At 59.0% G+C, this 21,383-nt stretch carries 20 protein-coding genes; 8 read left to right on the plus strand and 12 right to left on the minus strand.

The window, feature by feature from the left end:
- The first annotated feature begins 134 nt into the window (after positions 1-134).
- Genes glpA through glpC form a run of 3 tightly spaced genes read left to right on the plus strand, consistent with a single transcriptional unit; the run spans position 135 to position 4,157 of the window.
- Positions 135-1,763, plus strand: a complete 1,629-nt coding sequence (glpA, locus tag AC2FAP_RS10475) for an anaerobic glycerol-3-phosphate dehydrogenase subunit A (protein ID WP_032678599.1) — start codon at positions 135-137, stop codon at positions 1,761-1,763.
- Complete coding sequence (gene glpB / locus AC2FAP_RS10480) at positions 1,753-2,970, plus strand: glycerol-3-phosphate dehydrogenase subunit GlpB (protein WP_025203599.1); 1,218 nt, start codon at positions 1,753-1,755, stop codon at positions 2,968-2,970. Before glpA ends, glpB begins: the two co-directional genes overlap by 11 nt.
- Positions 2,967-4,157 carry an anaerobic glycerol-3-phosphate dehydrogenase subunit GlpC gene (gene glpC, locus AC2FAP_RS10485; protein WP_138614406.1) on the plus strand — a complete coding sequence of 397 codons (1,191 nt, stop codon included), beginning with the start codon at positions 2,967-2,969 and terminating at the stop codon, positions 4,155-4,157. Before glpB ends, glpC begins: the two co-directional genes overlap by 4 nt.
- A gap of 33 nt (positions 4,158-4,190) precedes the next feature.
- On the opposite strand, the gene AC2FAP_RS10490 is transcribed toward glpC, so the two are convergent.
- From AC2FAP_RS10490 to tctD, 4 genes are all read right to left on the minus strand, one after another.
- Complete coding sequence (locus AC2FAP_RS10490; protein WP_014170973.1) at positions 4,191-5,390, minus strand: nicotinamide mononucleotide deamidase-related protein YfaY; 1,200 nt, start codon at positions 5,388-5,390, stop codon at positions 4,191-4,193.
- Positions 5,391-5,484: 94 nt separating this feature from the next.
- Entirely contained in the window at positions 5,485-6,024 is a 540-nt protein-coding gene (locus AC2FAP_RS10495; RefSeq protein WP_020883156.1) for a YfaZ family outer membrane protein, read from the minus strand.
- A gap of 129 nt (positions 6,025-6,153) precedes the next feature.
- Positions 6,154-7,563: a sensor histidine kinase gene (locus AC2FAP_RS10500; RefSeq protein WP_041162790.1), complete on the minus strand. Its 1,410-nt coding sequence runs from the start codon at positions 7,561-7,563 to the stop codon at positions 6,154-6,156.
- The gene (gene tctD / locus AC2FAP_RS10505; protein ID WP_014170976.1) at positions 7,550-8,224 is read right to left on the minus strand and encodes a transcriptional regulator TctD; all 675 of its coding nucleotides are present in this window, start codon (positions 8,222-8,224) and stop codon (positions 7,550-7,552) included. The genes AC2FAP_RS10500 and tctD overlap by 14 nt, the downstream gene beginning before the upstream one ends.
- Positions 8,225-8,374: 150 nt before the next feature.
- Here tctD and AC2FAP_RS10510 point away from each other — a divergent pair, with 150 nt between their 5' ends.
- The 3 genes from AC2FAP_RS10510 to AC2FAP_RS10520 are packed head-to-tail and all read left to right on the plus strand — an operon-like array spanning position 8,375 to position 11,324.
- Positions 8,375-9,355, plus strand: coding sequence for a Bug family tripartite tricarboxylate transporter substrate binding protein (locus AC2FAP_RS10510; RefSeq protein WP_014170977.1), 981 nt, complete (start codon positions 8,375-8,377; stop codon positions 9,353-9,355).
- An 11-nt stretch (positions 9,356-9,366) separates the two neighbouring features.
- Positions 9,367-9,798, plus strand: a complete 432-nt coding sequence (locus tag AC2FAP_RS10515) for a tripartite tricarboxylate transporter TctB family protein (protein ID WP_020883153.1) — start codon at positions 9,367-9,369, stop codon at positions 9,796-9,798.
- 11 nt (positions 9,799-9,809) lie between these two features.
- Positions 9,810-11,324 (plus strand): tripartite tricarboxylate transporter permease, encoded by a 1,515-nt coding sequence (locus AC2FAP_RS10520; RefSeq protein ID WP_014170979.1) that lies wholly within the window; start codon positions 9,810-9,812, stop codon positions 11,322-11,324.
- On the opposite strand, the gene menE is transcribed toward AC2FAP_RS10520, so the two are convergent.
- The 8 genes from menE to AC2FAP_RS10560 all read right to left on the minus strand — a co-directional run bounded on the left by menE (position 11,325) and on the right by AC2FAP_RS10560 (position 19,245).
- Positions 11,325-12,686 (minus strand): o-succinylbenzoate--CoA ligase, encoded by a 1,362-nt coding sequence (gene menE / locus AC2FAP_RS10525; RefSeq protein WP_449541817.1) that lies wholly within the window; start codon positions 12,684-12,686, stop codon positions 11,325-11,327.
- Positions 12,683-13,648 (minus strand): o-succinylbenzoate synthase, encoded by a 966-nt coding sequence (menC, locus tag AC2FAP_RS10530; RefSeq protein ID WP_149376357.1) that lies wholly within the window; start codon positions 13,646-13,648, stop codon positions 12,683-12,685. Before menC ends, menE begins: the two co-directional genes overlap by 4 nt.
- Complete coding sequence (gene menB, locus AC2FAP_RS10535) at positions 13,648-14,505, minus strand: 1,4-dihydroxy-2-naphthoyl-CoA synthase (protein WP_014170982.1); 858 nt, start codon at positions 14,503-14,505, stop codon at positions 13,648-13,650. The genes menC and menB overlap by 1 nt, the downstream gene beginning before the upstream one ends.
- Entirely contained in the window at positions 14,502-15,278 is a 777-nt protein-coding gene (gene menH, locus AC2FAP_RS10540; protein WP_250369138.1) for a 2-succinyl-6-hydroxy-2,4-cyclohexadiene-1-carboxylate synthase, read from the minus strand. Before menH ends, menB begins: the two co-directional genes overlap by 4 nt.
- Positions 15,275-16,945 (minus strand): 2-succinyl-5-enolpyruvyl-6-hydroxy-3-cyclohexene-1-carboxylic-acid synthase, encoded by a 1,671-nt coding sequence (gene menD / locus AC2FAP_RS10545; protein ID WP_138614416.1) that lies wholly within the window; start codon positions 16,943-16,945, stop codon positions 15,275-15,277. The genes menH and menD overlap by 4 nt, the downstream gene beginning before the upstream one ends.
- An 88-nt stretch (positions 16,946-17,033) precedes the next feature.
- Complete coding sequence (menF, locus tag AC2FAP_RS10550; protein ID WP_252069892.1) at positions 17,034-18,329, minus strand: isochorismate synthase MenF; 1,296 nt, start codon at positions 18,327-18,329, stop codon at positions 17,034-17,036.
- A gap of 95 nt (positions 18,330-18,424) precedes the next feature.
- Entirely contained in the window at positions 18,425-18,730 is a 306-nt protein-coding gene (elaB, locus tag AC2FAP_RS10555) for a stress response protein ElaB (RefSeq protein ID WP_020883147.1), read from the minus strand.
- A gap of 53 nt (positions 18,731-18,783) precedes the next feature.
- Positions 18,784-19,245, minus strand: a complete 462-nt coding sequence (locus tag AC2FAP_RS10560) for a GNAT family N-acetyltransferase (RefSeq protein ID WP_104440161.1) — start codon at positions 19,243-19,245, stop codon at positions 18,784-18,786.
- A 70-nt stretch (positions 19,246-19,315) separates the two neighbouring features.
- On the opposite strand from AC2FAP_RS10560, the gene rbn reads away from it, so the two are divergent.
- Both rbn and AC2FAP_RS10570 read left to right on the plus strand, forming a co-directional pair.
- Positions 19,316-20,233: a ribonuclease BN gene (gene rbn, locus AC2FAP_RS10565; RefSeq protein WP_449541816.1), complete on the plus strand. Its 918-nt coding sequence runs from the start codon at positions 19,316-19,318 to the stop codon at positions 20,231-20,233.
- Positions 20,234-20,297: 64 nt separating this feature from the next.
- The gene (locus tag AC2FAP_RS10570; RefSeq protein ID WP_014170989.1) at positions 20,298-21,302 is read left to right on the plus strand and encodes a chemotaxis protein; all 1,005 of its coding nucleotides are present in this window, start codon (positions 20,298-20,300) and stop codon (positions 21,300-21,302) included.
- The last annotated feature ends 81 nt before the right edge of the window (positions 21,303-21,383 follow it).

The following is a 21,383-nucleotide window of genomic DNA, read 5'->3' on the forward strand; positions in this document are numbered from 1 at the left end:
AAATATGACAATGTGCGCAGAAAAGCGCATGGAATCACGTTTCACTTTCGAATTTCGTTCGTTTATGTTCGAAATCAAACAAACCACAGTTTTGATGTGGCTAAATGGTAAAAAACGAACACAGAGGGATAACAATGACAATTCACGATCCTCGCTACAGCGATGTGATTATCATTGGCGGTGGCGCGACCGGCGCCGGCATCGCACGCGACTGCGCCCTGCGTGGGCTGAGCGTCACGCTTCTGGAGCGCCATGACATTGCGACGGGCGCAACCGGGCGCAATCATGGCCTGCTGCACAGTGGTGCCCGTTACGCGGTGACCGACCCCGAATCCGCGCGGGAATGCATTGCTGAAAACCAGATCCTCAGACGCATTGCCCGCCACTGCATTGAACCGACCAACGGTCTGTTCATTACGCTTCCCGAAGACGATCTCTCATTTCAGCCAACCTTTGTGACCGCCTGCCGCGCTGCAGGGATTGAGGCTGACGTCATCGACCCCGAACTCGCGCGTCGTCTGGAACCGTCTGTCAACCCGGCCCTTATCGGTGCGGTGAAGGTCCCGGACGGCACGGTTGACCCTTTCCGCCTGACCGCCGCGAACATGCTGGACGCCCGTGAACACGGCGCACAGGTTCTGACCGGGCAGGAAGTGACCGGGCTTATCCGTGAAGGGAACCGCGTCTGCGGCGTACGTGTTTTTGATACGCAGTATAAGGAGCATGGCGAACTGTACGCCGCCGTGGTGGTCAACGCGGCGGGGATCTGGGGGCAACGCATCGCGGAGTACGCCGAGCTGTCTGTGCGCATGTTCCCGGCAAAAGGCTCGCTGCTGATCCTCGACCACCGCATTAACAACCACGTGATCAACCGCTGCCGCAAACCTTCTGATGCCGACATCCTGGTGCCGGGCGATACCATTTCGCTTATCGGCACCACCTCAACCCACGTGGACTATAGCGAGATTGATTACAACCGCGTGACCGCCGACGAGGTGGATATCCTGCTGCGCGAAGGGGAAAAGCTGGCCCCTGTGATGGCGCAGACCCGAATTCTTCGCGCCTATGCTGGCGTGCGCCCTCTGGTGGCGAGCGATAACGACCCGAGCGGGCGCAACGTCAGCCGTGGCATCGTGCTGCTCGACCACGCCGCACGCGATGGCCTGGATGGGTTTATCACCATCACCGGCGGCAAGCTGATGACCTACCGCCTGATGGCCGAGTGGGCAACCGATGCCGTCTGCCGCAAGCTGGGTAATAGCGAACGGTGTGTGACTGCAGAGCAACCTCTGCCTGGCTCGCGTCAGTCCACCGAGAAAACGCTGCAAAAAATCATCTCCCTTTCCGCCCCCCTGCGCGGTTCCGCCATCTATCGCCACGGAGACCGCACGCCGGTCTGGCTGGGGGAAGGACGGCTGAGCCGTAGCCTGGTGTGTGAATGCGAAGCCGTCACGGCGGGTGAAGTGCAATACGCCGTGGAGAATCTGACCGTCAACAGCCTGCTTGATTTACGTCGGCGCACCCGCGTGGGCATGGGCACCTGCCAGGGTGAGCTGTGCGCCTGCCGTGCCGCCGGGTTGTTACAACGTTTTCATACCACCACTGCCACCCAGTCGCTGGCACAACTCAGTGATTTCCTGAACGAACGCTGGAAAGGCATTCAGCCTGTCGCCTGGGGTGATGCACTGCGTGAAAGCGAGTTTACCCGCTGGGTCTACCAGGGGCTGTGCGGTCTTGAGAAGGAGCAACAGGATGAAATTTGATACCGTGATTGTCGGTGGTGGGCTGGCGGGTCTGCTCTGTGGTATCAGGCTAACGAAGCAGGGGCTGCGCTGCGCCATCATCACCCGGGGCCAGAGCGCACTGCACTTCTCGTCGGGTTCGCTGGATCTGCTGGATGAGGCATATCGCGATGCCCTGCCGCCAGAGCATCCCTATAACCTGACGGGCAGAGACACCGTCGACCGCTTCGCCCATGAAGCCGAAACCCTTCTGGCCGAGTGCGGTGCACGGCTGCAGGGTAACGCCCGGAAAAATCATCATCGGGTTACCCCGCTCGGCACCCTGCGCTCTGCCTGGCTCAGCCCGGAAGAGGTGCCTGTTGCCCCCTTTAACGCAGGACGGGTCCTGGTCGTGGGTATTAGCGGTTTTCTTGATTTCCAGCCCCACCTCGCTGCGGCATCGCTCTGTCGCCAGGGCGTGAACGCACAAACGGCTGAGATAGAGCTTCCTGAGCTTGACGTCCTGCGCGACAACCCGAGCGAGTTTCGCGCGGTGAATATTGCCCGTTTTCTCGACAACGACGATAAATGGCCGCTGCTGTATGCCGCGCTCCGGCCGCTTGCCGAAGGTTGCGACACGCTGTTTATGCCCGCCTGCTTTGGCTTAAGCGACAACCGGCTCTGGCGCTGGCTCTCGGATCGCCTGCCCTGCTCGCTTGGCCTGCTGCCGACGCTTCCCCCTTCTGTCCCCGGCATTCGCCTGCATACCCAGCTTCAGCGGCGGTTTATCGCTCAGGGTGGCGTGTGGATGGCGGGTGACGAGGTGAAAAAAATCACCCTGACGGATGGCTCGGTGAGCGAAGTCTGGACGCGTAATCACGCTGATATTCCGCTTCGCGCGCGTTATACGGTACTGGCAAGCGGCAGTTTCTTCAGCAACGGGCTGCTGAGCCGTCGGGACGGCATCCAGGAGGCCATTATGGGGCTGGATGTCCGGCAAACGCCCTCCCGCGCGGACTGGTATCAGAGTGATTTCTTCACCCCGCAACCCTGGCAGCAGTTCGGCGTGATTGTCGATAAGCAACTGCACCCGCAACTTTCTGGTCAGCCGGTCAGTAATCTCTATGCAATTGGCTCTCTTCTGGGGGGATACGATCCCATCGCTCAGGGTTGCGGCGGCGGGGTCTGCGCCATCACGGCGCTGTATGTGGCAGAGCAAATTGGCCAGCGCATGGAGGCTGAGCAATGAACGATACCCGGTTTGAAAGCTGCATCAAATGCACAGTTTGTACCACCGTCTGCCCGGTCAGCGGTGTGAATCCGCGCTACCCGGGTCCGAAACAGGCTGGGCCTGACGGCGAGCGCCTGCGTCTGAAAGACGGTGCGCTGTACGATGAGGCGCTGAAATACTGCATCAACTGTAAACGTTGCGAAGTGGCCTGTCCGTCGGACGTGAAGATCGGCGATATCATCCAGCGAGCCCGCGCGCGTTACAGCACGCAAAAGCCGTCCCTGCGCGATGCGATCCTGAGTCACACCGACCTGATGGGCAGTGTCTCCACGCCTTTTGCCCCGCTGGTGAATGCTGCAACGTTTCTCAAGCCGGTGCGAAAACTGCTGGATGCGACGCTGAAGATAGACCACCACCGCAGCCTGCCAAAATACTCTCACGGTACCTTCCGGCGCTGGTATACATCCGTGGCAGCGGAACAGGCGCAGTACACCGATCAGGTCGCGTTCTTCCACGGCTGCTATGTCAACTACAACCACCCGCAACTGGGAAAAGATCTGCTGAAAGTACTCAACGCGATGGGGACCGGCGTGCAGCTCCTGAATAAAGAGAAGTGCTGCGGTGTGCCGTTGATTGCCAACGGTTTTACCGATAAGGCGCGCAGACAGGCCAAAAGCAACGTCACGTCCCTGCGCGAGGCCATCGTTGATAAAGGGATTCCGGTGCTGGCCACCTCGTCCACCTGTACCTTCACCCTGCGTGATGAGTATCCGCACCTGCTGGACGTGGATAACACCGGTCTGCGCGAGCACATTGAGCTGGCGACGCGTTTCCTGTGGCGCAAACTGGACAGCGGGCAGACGCTGCCGCTGCGGGAACTACCGCTGAAAGTGGTGTATCACACACCGTGTCATATGGAGAAAATGGGCTGGTCGCTCTATACGCTTGAGCTGTTGCGGCTCATTCCGGGGCTGGAGCTGACGGTGCTGGACTCGCGCTGCTGCGGCATCGCGGGCACTTACGGCTTTAAGCGAGAAAACTACGAAACGTCACAGGCGATCGGCGCCCCGCTGTTTCGCCAGATTGAAGAGAGCGGCGCAGATATCGTGGTCACCGACTGCGAAACCTGCAAGTGGCAGATAGAGATGTCTACCAGCAAGCGCTGCGAGCATCCGATCACTCTGCTGGCGAAGGCGCTGGGCTAAACCGTGCCGGGGCAAAACGCCCCGGCAAAGGCATCACTCAACAAACAGCGATTCGACAACATTAATCCAGCCGTGTTCGCTGGCCACCTCTTTACCCTTCAGCCAGCGGCGCAGCATGTTCAGCGCCATCATGGCGCAGACCTCCTGACGTACCGCCAGACTGTGGCGGGTAATGCTCATTTTAACCCGCAAAGCATACGTGCCTTCCGGCGTCGCCAGCGCAAAGTTGAGATGTTCCTCATCCAGCCCCCCCACAAACAGCGCCAGGCCAGCAAAATGTTTCACCCTTCTTTCCGAAGCCCAGCGCGCGGTCTGCGCCAGCGTTTCCTGCTGGAACGGTACCACTTCACTGGCCAACAGCGGCGCACTGGCGCGCGACAGCTGTAGCGCCAGCAGGCCGCCGGTGAACTGTTCGCTTAAGGTCACGCTCAGCTGCCGAGACTGCAGATGTGACGCAATCTGCGCCGGCAGCCCCTCGGTGCCTTCAAAGATCAGGCTTTCACCTGCCACGCGCTGCACCTCCGGCCAGAGCGCCAACATCGCCGCCTTCTCTGAGGCCGGCCCTGTCAGCTTGAGTTCAATGATGGGCATGGAGGAGCGGTAGCCCATTGAGACACCGGGTGGCAGGGAGAGATGATCAAGACTCTGGGCCAGATCGCTTTCGGAGCGGCCAAACGTGGTCAGACGCAGGCAGAGCGGGGGCTCAGGCAGGGTAAAACGTTCGCGAAGGCGCGGCAGGATCTGCTGCTCGACCATCACTTTAAATTCTGACGGTACGCCCGGCGTGAAGAACATCAGGCAGCGGTTCAGCGTAATGGCAAACCCACACGCGGTACCCACGGGGTTATCGACCAGTTCGGCGCTGGCGGGAATTTCCGCCTGCTTGCGGTTGCTGGGTGCCATAACACGGCCACGTTCGGAGAAGAAACGCTCCATCTGCGCCAGCCACTCTTCATGCAACACCAGCCCTTCACCTTTTGCGGTCGCGGCGGCCAGGGCGCTGAGATCGTCGCTGGTGGGACCGAGCCCGCCGTTCACAATCAACACGTCGGCGTGTTCGCTACGCTCGCGCAGCACATTCACCAGTGACTCAAGATTGTCGCCCACCGTATTGCGACGCGTTAACGGTAATCCTTGCTCAAAGAAAAGATCGGCAAGCCAGGCAGCATTGGTATCAATAATTTGTCCATGCAGCACTTCGTCGCCGGTGGATAACATCTCCACGTTAATCATTGTGTTCTCCCGCTTATATGGTCAAAACACTATAGCGCAAATGGATGTCGGGAGAAGAGAGAAACTGGCGCGACAGAATGCCGCGCCGGCGTGATTAGAACCCTGCGCTGACCCCCACGTACGGACCGTCAGCCAGTGCGTTGTCGCGGTTGCCGTCTTTACCCGCCAGGTTCAGATAGCGATAGCCTGCTTCAATCGTAATCGGACGCATGATGGTCCAGCGCGCGCCCGCGTTGGCTTCTTCATAGCTGTCGATACCGCTGGAGAGCGAATCCGGTGAGTAGTAATACTCGCCAAACAGGCCGAAGCTATCGCCAATTTTCCACTGCAGGCCGCCGCCTACCGCCGCCGCGTAACCTTCATCACCGTCGTTCGGGTTAGTGTAAATCCCCTTACCGCCCACGGTAGCCAGGAACGGGCCAAGCGGAATGTTCAGACCCAGGCCGAGGCTTGCCGCATCGCCATCGTCATCGTTATGTGTCCAGCCGCCGGTCATCGCCAGACCGGAGGTCTCGGTCCCAAGGCCAAAGCCGAGGTGAGTATAATCCTGACCCGCCGAGCCGTTGAAGCTGATGGCGTTCGCCGCCGAAGAAACAACCATCAGGCCTAAGCCCACTAATGCCACTTTTTTCATTGTCGTGATCCCGCACAATTTTATAGAGAAGTCCCAAAACCGCGAGATTTTAACCTGAGTCGCCCGGGGATCAAGCACTCTGCGTGCGGCAGGCGAGTAGTTTGTAACGATTTGATACCCGGTGTTTTTTTACGTGAGCAGCAGAAAACGCATTTTAACGCTCAGGCCACCCAGCGTTTCGCTGCGCGTCAGCTGCAAAGGACTTCGGTGCAGACGGGCAATATCAGCGGCCAGCGCCAGCCCGATCCCTGACCCGGCGGCATCTCCGACGTTATCCAGCCGGTGGAAAGGCAGCATCGCCTGCTGGATCTGGTCCTCTTCGATGCCCGGACCACTGTCCTCCACGCTCAGCTCAACGGCGCCCTGATCTGTTCGCAGGAACACGGTCACTGTCCCTTCTGCAGGGGTATATTTGATCGCATTCTCCAGCAGGTTGGCGCACAACTCCCCCAGCAGCACGTCATCGCCTTCGATCATGACCGGCTGCTGCCGACCGTCATAGCCCAGGTCAATCGCTTTACTGCGCGCCTGCGCCAGCCGGGAGAAGCAGCAGTTTTGCACCACCTGAACCAAATCCACCGGCGCAAACTGGCCCTCCCCCTGCTCCTTACGCTTCACAGCGGAAAGCTGCAGCAGCCGTTCGGTCAGTACAATGGTGTCATCCAGGGTCGCATTCATTGCCCGCAGGCTCTCCTGCCACAGGGCGGGATCCTGACGCATCAGGGCAACGGAGACCTGGGTTTTCAGCACCGCCAGCGGGGTTTTGAGCTGATGCGAGGCATCCGCGTTGAAACGTTCCTGACGCGACAGCACGCCGCGCAGCCTGTCGATATAGCGGTTGAACGCCACAATCAGCAGCCGGGTCTCAGACCAGGGCAACAACTCCGGCAGCGGCGCGAGCAGGCCTGGATCACGACGCACCATCAACGAAGAGAGCTGGCGCATTGGGCGCAGTACGCGACGCAACAACCACGCGGTCAACACCAGGGTCAGCAGCACCAGCAATCCCTGAGAGACCCATGATGAAAAGAGCAACTGACTGGCGAGATAGCGGCGGGACTGGAGCGTCTCCGCAACATAAATCTCCGCCATGCCGACGATATTCCCTTCATTGACGGGCTGCAGCAGACGCGCGACACGGATCGCCTGCCCGCGATATTCGGTGTGATAAAACCAGGCCAGCGCCGGATAGAGCGTGGTGCGGGATGTTGCCGGGGGCATCCGGGGCAGATCGTCATAACCCGAGATTACCCGCCCGTCGGGATCGACCACTTTATAATAGAGCCGGTCGTTCATATTGAGTTCAAAGCTGTCGAGCACCACCCAGGGAACATTCACGCCCAGCCTGCCGTCGTGAACCTCCAGCCGCTCCGATATTGTTCGGGCAGAGGATAACAGCGTGCGGTCGTAAGCCTGCGTGGCCGCCTGCAATGCGCTGACATAGCTGTTAAATGCTGACAACCCCCACAGCAACAACAACGGAAGCCCAAGAAACAGCAGCAGTTGCAGGTAAAGCGACTGCGGCTTAACCCACCTCATCGCCGCACTCCAGCACATAACCCAGTCCGCGAAGGGTGGTAACCCTCACGCCGCTACCGCTGAGCTTTTTGCGCAGACGATGAATATAGAGATCGATACTCTCCGGGCTAACGTCGTCATTCAGGCTAAACACCTGATCGAACAGCTGCTGTCGGGAAACGGGCCGGGTCCGGCGATGCATCAACACCTTCAGCAGCGACAGTTCACGCGGCGTGAGCGACAGAGGCTCGTCGCGCAGCAGGAAAAAGCCTTCGTCGTCATATTCCAGCTCCCCAAGGCGCTGACGCTCCTGCGTTCGCCCTTCGCTTCTGCGCAACAGGGCGCGCAGCCGCGCGTCAAGCTCCTCCAGCTCAAACGGTTTCGGCAGATAATCATCCGCCCCGGCGTTGAGCCCTTTCACCCGGTCCGCCACGTTACTGCGCGCGGTGAGAAACAGGACGGGCAGCGTCTGACCGCGTTTACGCAGACGATGCACGACCTCCAGACCGTCAAAGCCGGGCATTCCGATGTCCAGAATGGCAACCGCATAGCTTTCTCCCTGCAGCAGATGGTCGGCAGCGCGCCCGTCAGAAACGCAGTCCACGGCAAAGCCCTCCTGCACCAGCGCTTTCTCCAGCCAGTGAGCCAGCTCACGATTATCTTCCGCCAGTAAGAGACGCATATCACATCCTGTAAAGTTGGTGTCGCTTTGAAAGGGAAATGAAAGGTTATTGTTTTAACAATCACGCAACGGAACCGCTACAAGGTGGTTCACATAATCAGAAAAAAGACCCGTACCCGTACTCCCGGAACTCCGGCGTGAGGATAAACGATGAAAAAACAACTACTTTCGACTCTTGCTGCAAGCGTATTGATGATAAGTGCCTCTGTCGTTCAGGCGCAGGATGCCCCGTCCCGCACCGAGTGCATCGCGCCGGCGAAACCCGGCGGCGGTTTCGATCTCACCTGCAAACTCATTCAGGTCAGCATGCTGGAGACCGGCGCTATCGCAAAACCCATGCGCGTGACCTATATGCCCGGCGGCGTGGGTGCCGTTGCGTACAACGCGATTGTCGCGCAACGCCCTGCGGAAGCCGGCACGGTGGTGGCTTTCTCCGGTGGCTCGCTGTTGAACTTGTCTCAGGGGAAGTTTGGCCGCTACGGCGTGGATGACGTGCGCTGGCTGGCAACCGTCGGTACTGACTACGGCATGATTGCCGTGCGCGCGGATTCACCGTGGAAATCCCTGAAAGACCTGCTGACCGCCATGGAAAAAGATCCGAACAGCGTGGTGATTGGCGCCGGTGCCTCCATCGGCAGCCAGGACTGGATGAAAGCCGCCCTGCTGGCACAGCAGGCGAAGGTTGATCCTCACAAGATGCGCTACGTGGCGTTTGAAGGGGGCGGCGAACCGGTGACGGCGCTGATGGGAAATCACGTTCAGGCGGTATCCGGCGATCTCAGTGAAATGGTGCCCTACCTGAACGGCGATAAAATCCGCGTGCTGGCGGTCTTCTCTGAGAACCGCCTGCCGGGCCAACTGGCGAACGTCCCTACCGCAAAAGAACAGGGTTATGACCTGGTCTGGCCGATTATCCGCGGTTTCTTCGTCGGGCCAAAAGTGACCGATGCCGAATATCAGTGGTGGGTCGAAACCTTCAATAAACTCCAGCAGACCGAAGCGTTTAAAAAGCAGCGCGATCTGCGCGGGCTGTTTGAGTTCAACCTGAGCGGCAAGCCGCTGGATGAGTACGTCAAAAAACAGGTCAATGACTATCGCGAACAGGCGAAAGCCTTTGGCCTTGCCAAATAACCGGAGGCGGTATGAGCGATCGTATTTTTGCCGGGATTTGGCTGCTGCTCTGCGTCGGTGGGATGTTCGTCGCCTGGCAGATCCACAGCGAATACAGCTATGAACCAGTGGGGCCGCGCCCTTTCCCGATGGGCATTGTTGGACTGATGCTGCTCTGCTCGGTGGCCCTGCTGCTCCGTCATCCGGATACCGTAGAGTGGCCACCGCGCCGTATTCTGCAGCGTCTGCTGGTGATGGTCATTGTTCTGCTGATGTACGCCTGGGGTTTTGAGTGGCTCGGTTTTCCGGTGGCAACCGCCATCCTGACGATGGTGATCGGCATGCTGTTTAACGCCACCCTCCCGGCGGCGGGGATTTCCGGCGCGGTAATGGGGATCTTGCTGTGGTTTGCCTTTGACCGCCTGCTGGATGTGACCTTACCGCTCGGCGCATGGTTTAATTAACGGAGCACGCTATGGATACCTGGATTTATCTCTCGCAGGGGTTCGCCGTGGCGATGACCCCGGAAAACCTGGTGATAGCCCTGATCGGCTGCTTTGTCGGGACCATTGTGGGTCTGCTGCCCGGCCTTGGGCCGATTAACGGCGTTGCCATTTTACTCCCGCTGGCGTTTGCCCTGCATCTGCCTGCGGAATCGGCGCTGATCCTGCTGGCGACGGTGTATATCGGCTGTGAATATGGCGGGCGTATTTCCTCCATCCTGCTGAACGTGCCCGGCGATGCGGCGGCCATTATGACCGCGCTGGATGGCTATCCGATGGCACGGCAGGGTCGCGGTGGCGTGGCGCTGTCCATCTCCGCGGTCAGTTCGTTTTGTGGTTCACTGATTGCCATCGGCGGTATCATTCTGTTTGCCCCTGCGCTGGCCCAGTGGTCGCTGGCGTTTGGCCCGGCAGAGTATTTTGCGCTGATGGTCTTTGCCATCGCCTGTCTCGGCAGCATGATGGCGCAGAATCCGCTGAAATCGTTTTTGTCCGCGCTGATTGGCTTAGGGTTAGCCACCGTCGGCGTGGATGCCAACACCGGGGTTTATCGCTTTACCTTTGACAGCGTGCACCTTTCCGACGGCGTACAGTTTATCGTGGTCGTGATTGGCCTGTTCTCGGTCTCTGAAATTTTATTGATGCTGGAACATACCAGCAGCGGACAGACGCTGGTGCGTAAAACGGGCCGCATGCTTTTCAGTGCCAAAGAGGGCGCACAGTGTATCGGCGCGACGCTGCGTTCGTCGGTGATTGGCTTCTTCGTCGGCATTCTGCCGGGGGCCGGGGCCACCATCGCCAGCGCCATCACTTACATGACCGAGAAAAAGCTCAGCGGCAACAGTGACAGCTTCGGCAAGGGCGACATTCGCGGGGTAGCGGCCCCAGAGGCTGCGAATAACGCCTCGGCCTGCGGTTCGTTTATCCCGATGCTGACCCTTGGCGTGCCGGGCTCGGGCACCACGGCGGTGATGATGGGCGCGCTGACGCTCTATAACATTACGCCTGGACCGGCCATGTTTACCGAGCAGCCGGATATTGTCTGGGGGCTGATTGCAGCGCTGCTGATCGCCAACGTGATGCTGCTGGTCATGAACATTCCGCTGATTGGTCTGTTCACCCGGATGCTGACAATTCCCCTGTGGTTCCTGGTGCCGGCTATCGCGGCCGTCTCTGCGGTGGGGGTGTATGCGGTACACAGCACCACTTTCGATCTGGTGCTGATGGTGCTGCTTGGCGTACTGGGCTACATCCTGCGTAAGATGCACTTCCCGATGTCACCGCTGATTTTAGGCTTTGTGCTGGGAGAGATGCTGGAGCAGAACCTGCGCCGCGCCTTGTCCATCAGCAACGGCAATATGTCTATTCTGTGGGACAGCAGCGTGACGAAGGTGCTGTTAGCGATGGCCATTCTGGTGATTGTGGTTCCGCCGGTATTGCGTCTGCTGCGTCGCCGCCAGCGCAAACCGGCACCGGATATCGGTTGATTATCCTTTCAACAGACGGGTGACCCACTGTTTTAATGCCTGGCGGGAGATCTTAATCCCGCCATTTTTGAGCTCTGCCGGCAGCATCAGCCAGTGCACCGGCTGCTCAAAGCGCGCCAGTTTACCCTGTACCCACGCCGGGAAGCCGGTGATATCGGTTCCCGGTTCACACTCCACCACCGCCACCGGACGCTGACCGAACTCGGCGTCATCGAGTGGGACGATAAACGCCTGGTTTATCTGCGGATGGCGGGCAATAACCCGCTCAAGGCTTTCCGGCTGGATCCCTTCGCCCCCGCTGAAAAAGAGGTTGTCCATTCGGCCAAGGATCGTCAGGCGCCCGTTATGCCATTCCCCGCGATCGCGGGTGGCAAACCAGCCCTGAGCATTGGTCAGCGGAATCAATGCACCGTCCCGCCAGTAACCTGCGGCCATACTTTGCGCTTTGATCCACACTTCACCGTCAACCACCCGCACCTCTCTGCCCGGCAGCGCAGCGCCGACGTCCGGTTCACCGTCCGCCTCTTTGGCACAAACCGTTGAGGCAAACTCCGTCAGACCGTAGCCACAGAAAGTGCGGATCCCCCGCTGACTCGCCTGCTGAGTCAGGTCAATGGGGATCGCGGCCCCGCCAAGCAGTACGGCTTTCAGCGCGACAGGCTGGTGTGCATTAAGCAGACGCCAGAGCTGCGTCGGTACCAGTGAGGCATGCGTACAGCCCTGCAGGGCCTGCGCCAGCGGCTGCTTCTCGCGGACGGTTAAGCGCGCGCCAGCCTGCAGCCAGCGCCACAAAATCCCCTGCCCGGAGACATGAAACAGCGGCAGGGAGAGCAGCCAGTCGTCTTCATCGTCGTAGGGCATCAGCGAAAGCACGCCGCGCGCACTGGCAAGATGGGCGGCACAGGTATGGACCGCCGCCTTGGGTAAACCGGTTGAACCGGATGTCAGCGTCATGGAAGCCAGCCGCGATGGTTGCCACACCACGCGACACCTGCCCGGCGCCTCGCGCATACTGAGCGCGACCAGCCCGTCGTAGACGCCGTCCAGCACCAGAGCAAAGCGCAGCGTCATCTGCGGGAGCAACACGTCCAGCAGCGGGTGCGGCAGCTGCGGGTTAACGGGAAGAATACGTGCCCCGCACTGAAGCAATGCCAGCCACGCCATCAGGGTTTGCGGGTGATTATGCGCCAGCAGCAGTACGCCGTCGCCCTCCTGCACACCCTGCAGCTGAAAGCCCGCGGCCAGTCTGTCGATGCGCGCACACAGCTGTTGCCAGCTGAGCGTCTCATCGTTCAGCCTCAGGGCCGGTTTATCAGCATACTGCGCGCACCAGTGTCGCCACGGCCAGTCGGTAAAACTCATAGCAACGGCTCCAGCCCCTCAACGTCAAGGAGCGGCAGCGTGCTGTCTGGCCACGGACGGATAAGCTGATTTTGCATCAGGTTCAGCGTATCGAGACCGGGGACAGTGTCTGGCGTTAACCAGGCGGCAATGCGCGCCAGTTGGGTTAGCCCCAGGCTGGACTCAATCGAAGAGCTGATGACCGCCGTCAGCCCGGCGGCATGGGCCGCCGCGACCTGCTCGCGTACCTTAGCAAGGCTGCCGGTCAACGTCGGTTTAATGACCACCGCGCGGACACCCGGTTCGGCGACAAACGCAAAGCCGTCTTCACGCAGGCTTTCATCCCACGCGATGGCAATGCCGGTTTCACGGGCAAACGCCCGGGAATCGTCGCGGGTTTTACACGGCTCTTCCAGAAACGCGATGCGACTGCGGTACGCCGGGTTTACGTACTTCGCGAACTGCTGCGCCTTCAGCGGCGTCCAGGCGCGGTTAGCATCCAGACGCAGATGCAGGTCGGGCAATGCTTCCAGTAAGAGGTTAGCGACCATCCCATCGCGTACCGCTTCATAGAGACCGACTTTGATTTTCGCCACTTTCTCGCCCGGCATGGCGGCGAGCAGCGCAAACAGTTCATCCGGATCGCCCGTACAGAGCGGTGCCGCGCGGTAATTAGCCTCTGCAGGCAAGCTACCGTCCAGCTCCGCCAGCGCGCAGCTAATACCAAAAGCCGCGGAAGGCACCTCCGGCAACGCCGGGTTCGCGCCCTCACGCCACTCACTGGCCCACGCCAGCAATACCGCCTGCGCGTCCTCCAGCGATTCAAGGCTAAAGCCCGGCAGCGGCGAAATCTCGCCCCAGCCTTCCTGCTCGCCCTGCTGCAGATGCACCAGCATGCCATCACGGGTTTTTAACCGCCGTTCACGCAGCACCACGCCCGCGTCCATCGGTATCTGCCAGCGGTAAACCTGCGCGCGACGCATTACGGATTCCGTTTATATTTGCTGAAGTCAGGCTGGCGTTTTTCGTTAAAGGCGTTGCGACCTTCCTGCCCTTCTTCGGTCATGTAGAACAGCATGGTGGCGTTACCTGCCAGCTCCTGCAGACCTGCCTGACCGTCACAGTCGGCATTCAGGGCCGCTTTCAGGCAGCGCAGCGCCATTGGGCTGTTTTGCAGCATTTCACGACACCAGCGCACGGTCTCTTTCTCGAGGTCGGCAATTGGCACCACGGTGTTCACCAGACCCATATCCAGCGCTTCCTGAGCAGTGTACTGACGGCACAGGAACCAGATTTCGCGGGCTTTTTTCTGACCGACAATGCGAGCCATGTAGGAAGCCCCCCAGCCACCATCGAACGACCCCACTTTCGGGCCCGTCTGGCCAAAGATGGCGTTCTCTGCGGCAATGGTCAGGTCACACATCATGTGAAGCACATGGCCGCCGCCGATGGAGTAGCCTGCCACCATCGCCACCACCGGTTTTGGACAGGTGCGGATCTGGCGCTGGAAATCGAGCACGTTCAGGTGGTGAACGCCAGAGTCATCCTGGTATCCGCCGTAATCGCCGCGCACTTTCTGATCGCCACCGGCACAGAACGCTTTTTCACCTTCGCCGGTCAGGACGATAACACCGATGTTGTCATCATAGCGCGCGTCTGCCAGCGCCTGAATCATCTCTTTGACGGTCAGCGGACGGAACGCGTTACGCACCTGCGGGCGGTTGATGGTGATTTTGGCAATGCCGTCTGCGGATTTGTGGTAACGAATGTCGGAGTAACCTTCGGAGCAGTCTTGCCATTCAACCGGCGCATAGAGCATGTGTTCATCAGGATAGATCATAGAGAGTCCTTTATTCGAAGACGCAGTATCTGAGCCAGACTCGCAGCAACCGCAGCGGGGTTTTCCCGGTGGGCGTTGTGTCCGGCATGGGGGATCGCATGGCGTACGGCGTGCAGTTCAGCCGCAAGGGCTTTGAACTTCTCATCACGTTCACCATATAAATAATCAAAAGCGACGTTGCAGGCGCTCAGTCCCGGACGCAAATCAGGCTGCACGGCCAGCGAGGTGGCCTCGAGCATCATCGCCAGAGTCGCGCCATTGTTCTGGCTACGCAGGCGAATAAGCGCCTGCCGCTGAACGTCCGTCAGGGAAGCAAATACGGGTTGTCGGTACCAGTCGGTGAAAACCACGTCGAGCGCCTCGGTACGAAAGCGCCGCGCCCAGCGGCGATCGGATGCCAGCCGCGCACTCCGCTCACTGGCATCCTGTAGCCCAGGATGGCCGCCTTCCACAATAATGCCCTTCAGCCCCTCTGGCTGCTGGCAGGCATGGAACATCGCAATGCGGCCGCCGAGGGAGTACCCCACCAGCCAGAAATTCAGTATGTTGTAACTAAGCAGGGTTCGGGTCAGCAAATCGCTCATCTCCTCGAACCCGGTCACGCCAGTATTGCCGGATTCACCGTGCCCCGGCAGGTCGAGATACAGCCGCGGGTAATCGCTCAGCGCCGCCCCGACCGTCTGCCACTCGCGGCAATCCCCGGAAAAACCGTGCAAAAAGACCAGCCAGGGATAACCTGGCTTTCCAGCCTGCTGCACGCCCGTAAGGATCACAGGTGGCTTACCTGGGCCAGCAGGCTTTGCAGTTTCTGCGCGCCGTCAGCATCGTTCACCACCAGCTCGATCAGCGTCGCACCGGGCTGTCGCCAGGCGCTGCTCAGGGCCGCATCAAGCGCCTCCCAGCTTTCCGGGCGATGGTATTTCAGGCTGAACATTGCCGCGGCGTGTTCAAACTGCACGTTCTGGGGCATCAGATAGAAACGCTCACGTTCGCTCTGCGGGGTGGGCAGCAGGGAGAAAATCTGTCCACCGTTGTTGTTAACCACAATCAGCACAAACGGTGCCGAAACCTGACGCAGCAGCGCCAGGGCATTGAGGTCGTACAGCGCGGAGAGATCGCCAACGATCGCCAGCGTAGACTTCGCGCTGGCACGCTGTACGCCCGCCGCCGTGGAGATCAACCCGTCAATGCCGCTGGCCCCCCGGTTACTGTAGACCGGGTAACCGGCTGGCAGCTTTGAAAAGGCATCTATCAGGCGAACCACCAGGCTGTTGCCGACAAACAGCTGCCCCTGCTCGGGCAGATACTGACGAATACGGTGTGCCAGCCCGGCCTCACTGAACGCTTCGCAGCTCGCCTGGGTTAACGCCCAGGCCTGTTCCGAAAGCGCCGGGATCGCAACGGCCCAGGGCTTGCGTTTTTCAGCCGGATGGAGCGCAAGCCAGGCGTCAATCTCACTGACCAGACGACGACCACGATGGTGCGCCGGGTCGAGCCGCCCGTCCAGCGAGTCCACCAGCCAGTACTCTTCCGGATCACAGGTAGCCTGCCACTGCAGTAACCGTTTGCCGGTCAGGCCTGAGCCGAGCTGGATAATAATCTGCGCCTGCGCAAGCTCGGTGACCGCCTTCGCATTCCCCAGCCAGAGATCGGCACACGGCAGCGGCTGACCGGTCTGGGAAAGTACGTCGCCAATCAGCGGCCAGCCAAGGGTTTGCGCCCATTCCGCAACCAGCTTGCCTTGCGCGGCGCTCATGCGCCCGGCAACCACCACGCCACGCTTCTGCCGCCAGAAGAACCAGTCACGTTGTCTGGCGCTTTCAGGATGCGGTTGTGCACGCAGCCACGGCTTTTCACTTTGCCACCACTCACCCAGGGTGCGCTGCCATTCAAGACCGGTGTCATCCATTTCGCCATACAGCGGTTCGGCAAACGGACAGTTAATATGCAGCGCCCCGCTGCGCAGTGTCCCGATGGCATGATCGATTGTCGAGACCAGCCAGCTTGCCGGAATATCCTGAGTAGGACGCGGTAACGCGATTGCCTGTGAAGGATGCGAGGCAAAGATGCCCGGCTGACGAATGGCCTGGTTGGCGCCACAGTCGATAAGCTCGGGGGGACGATCCGCGGTCAGCAGGATCAGTTTCTCCCCGGTTAATCCGGCTTCGATCAGCGCCGGATAGAGGTTTGCCACCGCGGTACCGGAGGTCACAATCACCGCAACAGGCTCGTTGCTGACTTTCGCCAGCCCCAGCGCCAGATGGCCAAGCCCGCGTTCATCAAAATGAGTGTGGTGAATAAATGCCCGGTTTTCAGCGGCCGCCAGCGTCAGCGGGGTTGAACGAGAACCCGGTGCAATACACACGTGCCTGACGCCATGGCGAGTCAGGGCTTCAAGGATCACCGCCGCCCAGCGTCGGTTAAAAGAACTTACTGACATGAGATTGTCCGGTATCAAGAATGCGACACAGTATAAATAATAGAAAAAATTGGAATTTTGATATGAATCGGGATTGCGCGAATCAGTCTTAATCCCTTAGGAGCAGAGAGCGCAGTCCGGCCGCTTTGTTTTCTATCTCCTGCCACTCCTGCTCCGGGTCAGAGCCGCTGACAATTCCCGCCCCGGCGTACAGCCGCAGGGCGTCTTCGTAAACACGGGCAGAACGCAACGCCACGCAGAACTCGCTTTGTTCAGGGGATAAATACCCGGCAGAACCGGCGTACCACTCGCGGTCGAACGGCTCGTTATGGTGGATAAAGTCGCGCGCCGCCTGACGCGGCAGACCGGCGACGGCCGCCGTGGGCTGCAGAACATGCAGGCATTGTGCATCGTCAGCGTGTTTGAGCTCGGTCCAGATACAGCGACGCAGATGCTGTACTTTACGCAGCCGAACAACCTGGGCGGGCAGCACCTCCAGCGTCTGGGTATGGTGCTGGAGCCGCTGGCAAATATCTTCCACCACCAGCATATTTTCACGCTGATTTTTGTCGTCGTTCATCAGCCAGTCGCCCAGCCGTTCGGCCTGTTTATCATCGGTATGGCTGGCGACGGTGCCTGCCAGCGCTTCCGTGCGCAGCAGCTTGCCGCGTCTACGCCACAGGCGCTCGGGGGTCGAGCCGAGAAACGCGTTGCTGGCATCGAACACCATGCAGAAATGGTAGCAGTTCAGGTTCAGGGCGCGGCTGGCAGCCATCAGTGCGACAGGATTAACAGAGTGCTTAAACTGCAGGTCGGTTGCCCGGGCGAGCACCACCTTTTCAAAATCACCGCGTGCGATGGTCTGGGTTGCCTTGCGGATAAGGCGCAGCCATTCGGGTTGTTCCGGATGATGCTTTTCCTGCACAACCTCAACGGACAACGGACGAATGGGTCTCGCCTCACCGAGCTGCTGGAGAAAATCCAGCGCGGCGCGGGCATCATCGTGAAGTGAACTGTCGCTCCATAGCTGCAGGCGTAACGTGGCCTGTCCGGCGGTACGTCGCCACAGCAGACGCGGTAAAAACAGACTGCCCTGCTCGGGATTAAACGCATTCAGGCCGCAGATACGCGTGTCGCGGGCCGCATCATGCGCCTGCAAAAACTGTGAGGCAAATGCCAGAGAGGAGAAATGTGCGACGGCACCAAGCGCAGCAAGTTCTTCATCACCGTTACGCTGTTGCCAGTAAAACTGAGGATAGCAATGCTGAACACCCAGCCAGGCCAGGGGATCGAAGGCGTCGTTTAACGGGAAAGAGACGTCGAAGTGATGTAAACCGGGTGCAGCGGGTAACGCTTGCGTAAGCTGGCTACGCAGATGCTCCAGCGCGGTGGAAATCGAATTCACGCGAACCTCTCCCTGTTAAAACCGCATATTATACGGGGTACTGACCATAAATAGCAGTACCCACGTATAGGGAGTGGTTAACCGTATAAGGAACGTTAACGGCGGGCTAAAAGCAGCCCCAGCACCAGTCCGACAGCTGCCCCTACCCCGATGCCTTGCCATGGTTTTTCATGGACGTAATCATCGGCACGGTATACTGCCTTTTTCGCGCGGTAGTAGTAATTGTCCGAAGCATGGCTGACGCGATTTTTAACATCATCCAGTGCTTTTTCGGCACGGGCTTTCAGCTCAATATATTTCTGATCGGCAGGGTCGCCCGACGAACGTAACACCTCTTCCAGCGTTTCGCTCAGCAAGGCCAGGTCGTCATCGATACGGGTATCCCAGGATTGAAATGACATATTTTTCTCCATGTTAGTACACCAGTCCGCTAACTATAGCCAACGACTCGCCATTACGCCTGTTTCGCTTCCCGCGCCATGCCGATGTGTGGAATACCGTCCTCATCGTACACGTCCGTCACGGGCGTAAACCCCAAATGCCCGTAAAACGGTTGCAGGTGCGCCTGCGCGCCCAGATATAACGCCTTGTCCGGCCACTGTTTTTGGCACGCTTCCAGCGTTTTTTCCATCAGCTGATAGCCCAGTTTTTCACCACGCGCGTTGCCGCTGATAATCACGCGACCAATCACGACAGGCTCAAAATCGTCTTCGCTTTTCAGAATCCTCGCATACGCCACCAGCGCGTTGTCCCGCCAGCCAAGAATATGGCGATTCTCGCCAATAAGATCATCGCCATCGATATCCTGATACGGGCAGGTTTGTTCAACAACAAACACTTCGCAACGCAGTTTAAGCAGCGCGTAAAGTGACGCTACCGTGAGCTCACTATGGTGTAAATCTTGCCACTGGATCATGTCAGTCTCCTTCCTGGGTTCATCACGTTATACTAAACCCCTCCCCGTTCGGCAAAGGGCTGATTACGTTATGGAACTGATTTTTCTCGGTACGTCCGCTGGAGTGCCAACCCGATCACGAAATGTGACCGCGATTCTGCTGGATTTGCAGCACCCGACGCGGGGTGGATTATGGCTTTTTGACTGCGGTGAAGGAACGCAGCATCAGCTGTTACATACCCCGTATCATCCCGGCAAACTGGATAACATTTTCATTACCCATCTGCATGGCGACCATCTGTTTGGCCTGCCTGGTCTGCTGTGCAGCCGCTCAATGGCGGGCAATGCCAACCCGCTGACGATTTACGGGCCTGCGGGTATCCGGGAATTTGTCGACACCACGCTGCGCCTGAGCGGCTCATGGACAGATTATCCCCTGGAGGTGGTGGAGATAACCGCTGGTCTGGTGCTGGATGACGGTGTGTATCGGGTGACAGCCCAACCCCTGAGCCATCCGGTAGAGTGCTATGGTTATCGCATTGAGGAGCAGGATAAACCCGGCGCGCTCAATGCGTCGGCGTTACTGGCCGACGGGATTAAACCCGGGCCGCTGTTCCAGCGCCTGAAGCAGGGCGAAACCGTGACGCTGGAAGACGGGCGCATCATCAACGGGCAGGATTATCTCGCCGCCCCGCAGCCCGGGAAAAAACTGGCGATTTTCGGCGACACGGCCCCATGCCCGGCGGCGTTGCTGCTGGCACAGGGTGTGGATCTCATGGTGCATGAAGCCACCCTCGAGGCGGCGATGGAAGAGAAAGCCAACAGCCGGGGCCATAGCTCTACGCACCAGACGGCGCAGCTTGCGCGTGACGCGGCCGTCGGGAAACTGATCGTCACCCATGTCAGCTCGCGCTACGACGCCCGGGGCTGTGAACGCCTGCTGGCAGAGTGCCGTGAACGGTTCCAGGAATGTGAGCTGGCCGAAGATTTCGCTAAGGTCAGCGTTTAGTCCTTCATTTTTCTCTCAGAGTGCCGATAACGATTAAAAGGTCAGCATTTCTCTCGAGGGTAGAATGGATAATTTCCAGAAAGATATTGATGACAGGGCGAATCTCACCCTGTCGAACCGTTTTGAACTGTTGCTGTTCCGTCTTGGCACCTCTCTGAACGCAAATAAATCCGAGCTGTTTGGCATTAACGTCTTTAAGCTGCGTGAAATTGTGCCGATGCCAGAGTTCACGAAACCCGCCGGGATGAAATCACCGCTGATGGGCATGGTGAATATTCGCGATCAGGTTATCCCGGTAATCGACCTGGCTGCCGTGGCGGGCTGTAAGCCAACCACCGGGCTGAACATCCTGCTGATCACGGAATATGCCCGCAGCGTGCAGGCTTTTGCGGTGGAATCCGTTGAGAACATCATGCGTCTTGACTGGAAGCAGGTGCACGCGGCGGAAACTGCCGTCAGCGGGCGGTACATCACCAGTATCGCTTGTCTGGATGAGAAGACCGATACCAATGAGCTGGCGATGGTGCTCGACGTTGAGCAGATCCTGTATGACATCACCCCGGCCAACCACGACCTGCATGCCACGGATCTGAAGACCACGAAATTCCACATCAAGCCCGGTGCCGTCGCGATTGTCGCCGAAGACTCTAAAGTGGCACGCTCGATGCTGGAAAAAGGTCTGCAGGCGATGGAGATCCCGGCGCAGCTGCATATCACCGGCAAAGACGCGTGGGAGAAAATTAGCGTGCTGGCGGCGCAGGCTCAGGCTGAAGGTGTTCCGATTACCGATAAGATTGCACTGGTGCTGACCGACCTGGAAATGCCGGAGATGGACGGCTTTACCCTGACGCGTAAAATCAAAACCGACCCGCTGTTGAAAGATATTCCGGTGGTGATCCACTCTTCCCTCTCCGGCAATGCTAACGAAGATCATATTCGTAAGGTGAAAGCCGACGGTTACGTGGCAAAGTTTGAGCTCAATGAACTGTCGTCAGTCATTGAAGAAGTCCTGGATCGGTCGATGAAGAAGATTGACGGTCCGCTGATTAGCCGTAAACAGCTGGCTTAACTTTCAGCAGGCTCACGCCTTCCCGACAGGGCAAGGGCGCAAGCCAACAAAAAACCCGCCGAGGCGGGTTTTTTTATTCAC

The sequence above is a fragment of the Enterobacter cloacae complex sp. 394I7 genome (assembly GCF_057320345.1).

Coding starts and splice junctions, on each gene's coding strand:
- AC2FAP_RS10495 (WP_020883156.1), bottom strand. CDS start 6,024: ATGAAAAAAGTGGCATTAGTGGGCTTAGGCCTGATGGTTGTTTCTTCG.
- menD (WP_138614416.1), bottom strand. CDS start 16,945: ATGTCAGTAAGTTCTTTTAACCGACGCTGGGCGGCGGTGATCCTTGAA.
- AC2FAP_RS10560 (WP_104440161.1), bottom strand. CDS start 19,245: ATGATCCAGTGGCAAGATTTACACCATAGTGAGCTCACGGTAGCGTCA.
- AC2FAP_RS10520 (WP_014170979.1), top strand. CDS start 9,810: ATGGATACCTGGATTTATCTCTCGCAGGGGTTCGCCGTGGCGATGACC.
- AC2FAP_RS10515 (WP_020883153.1), top strand. CDS start 9,367: ATGAGCGATCGTATTTTTGCCGGGATTTGGCTGCTGCTCTGCGTCGGT.
- glpB (WP_025203599.1), top strand. CDS start 1,753: ATGAAATTTGATACCGTGATTGTCGGTGGTGGGCTGGCGGGTCTGCTC.
- elaB (WP_020883147.1), bottom strand. CDS start 18,730: ATGTCATTTCAATCCTGGGATACCCGTATCGATGACGACCTGGCCTTG.
- AC2FAP_RS10510 (WP_014170977.1), top strand. CDS start 8,375: ATGAAAAAACAACTACTTTCGACTCTTGCTGCAAGCGTATTGATGATA.
- menB (WP_014170982.1), bottom strand. CDS start 14,505: ATGATCTATCCTGATGAACACATGCTCTATGCGCCGGTTGAATGGCAA.
- glpC (WP_138614406.1), top strand. CDS start 2,967: ATGAACGATACCCGGTTTGAAAGCTGCATCAAATGCACAGTTTGTACC.
- tctD (WP_014170976.1), bottom strand. CDS start 8,224: ATGCGTCTCTTACTGGCGGAAGATAATCGTGAGCTGGCTCACTGGCTG.
- AC2FAP_RS10570 (WP_014170989.1), top strand. CDS start 20,298: ATGGATAATTTCCAGAAAGATATTGATGACAGGGCGAATCTCACCCTG.
- rbn (WP_449541816.1), top strand. CDS start 19,316: ATGGAACTGATTTTTCTCGGTACGTCCGCTGGAGTGCCAACCCGATCA.
- glpA (WP_032678599.1), top strand. CDS start 135: ATGACAATTCACGATCCTCGCTACAGCGATGTGATTATCATTGGCGGT.
- menC (WP_149376357.1), bottom strand. CDS start 13,648: ATGCGTCGCGCGCAGGTTTACCGCTGGCAGATACCGATGGACGCGGGC.
- AC2FAP_RS10500 (WP_041162790.1), bottom strand. CDS start 7,563: ATGAGGTGGGTTAAGCCGCAGTCGCTTTACCTGCAACTGCTGCTGTTT.
- menE (WP_449541817.1), bottom strand. CDS start 12,686: ATGAGTTTTACCGACTGGCCGTGGCGACACTGGTGCGCGCAGTATGCT.
- AC2FAP_RS10490 (WP_014170973.1), bottom strand. CDS start 5,390: ATGATTAACGTGGAGATGTTATCCACCGGCGACGAAGTGCTGCATGGA.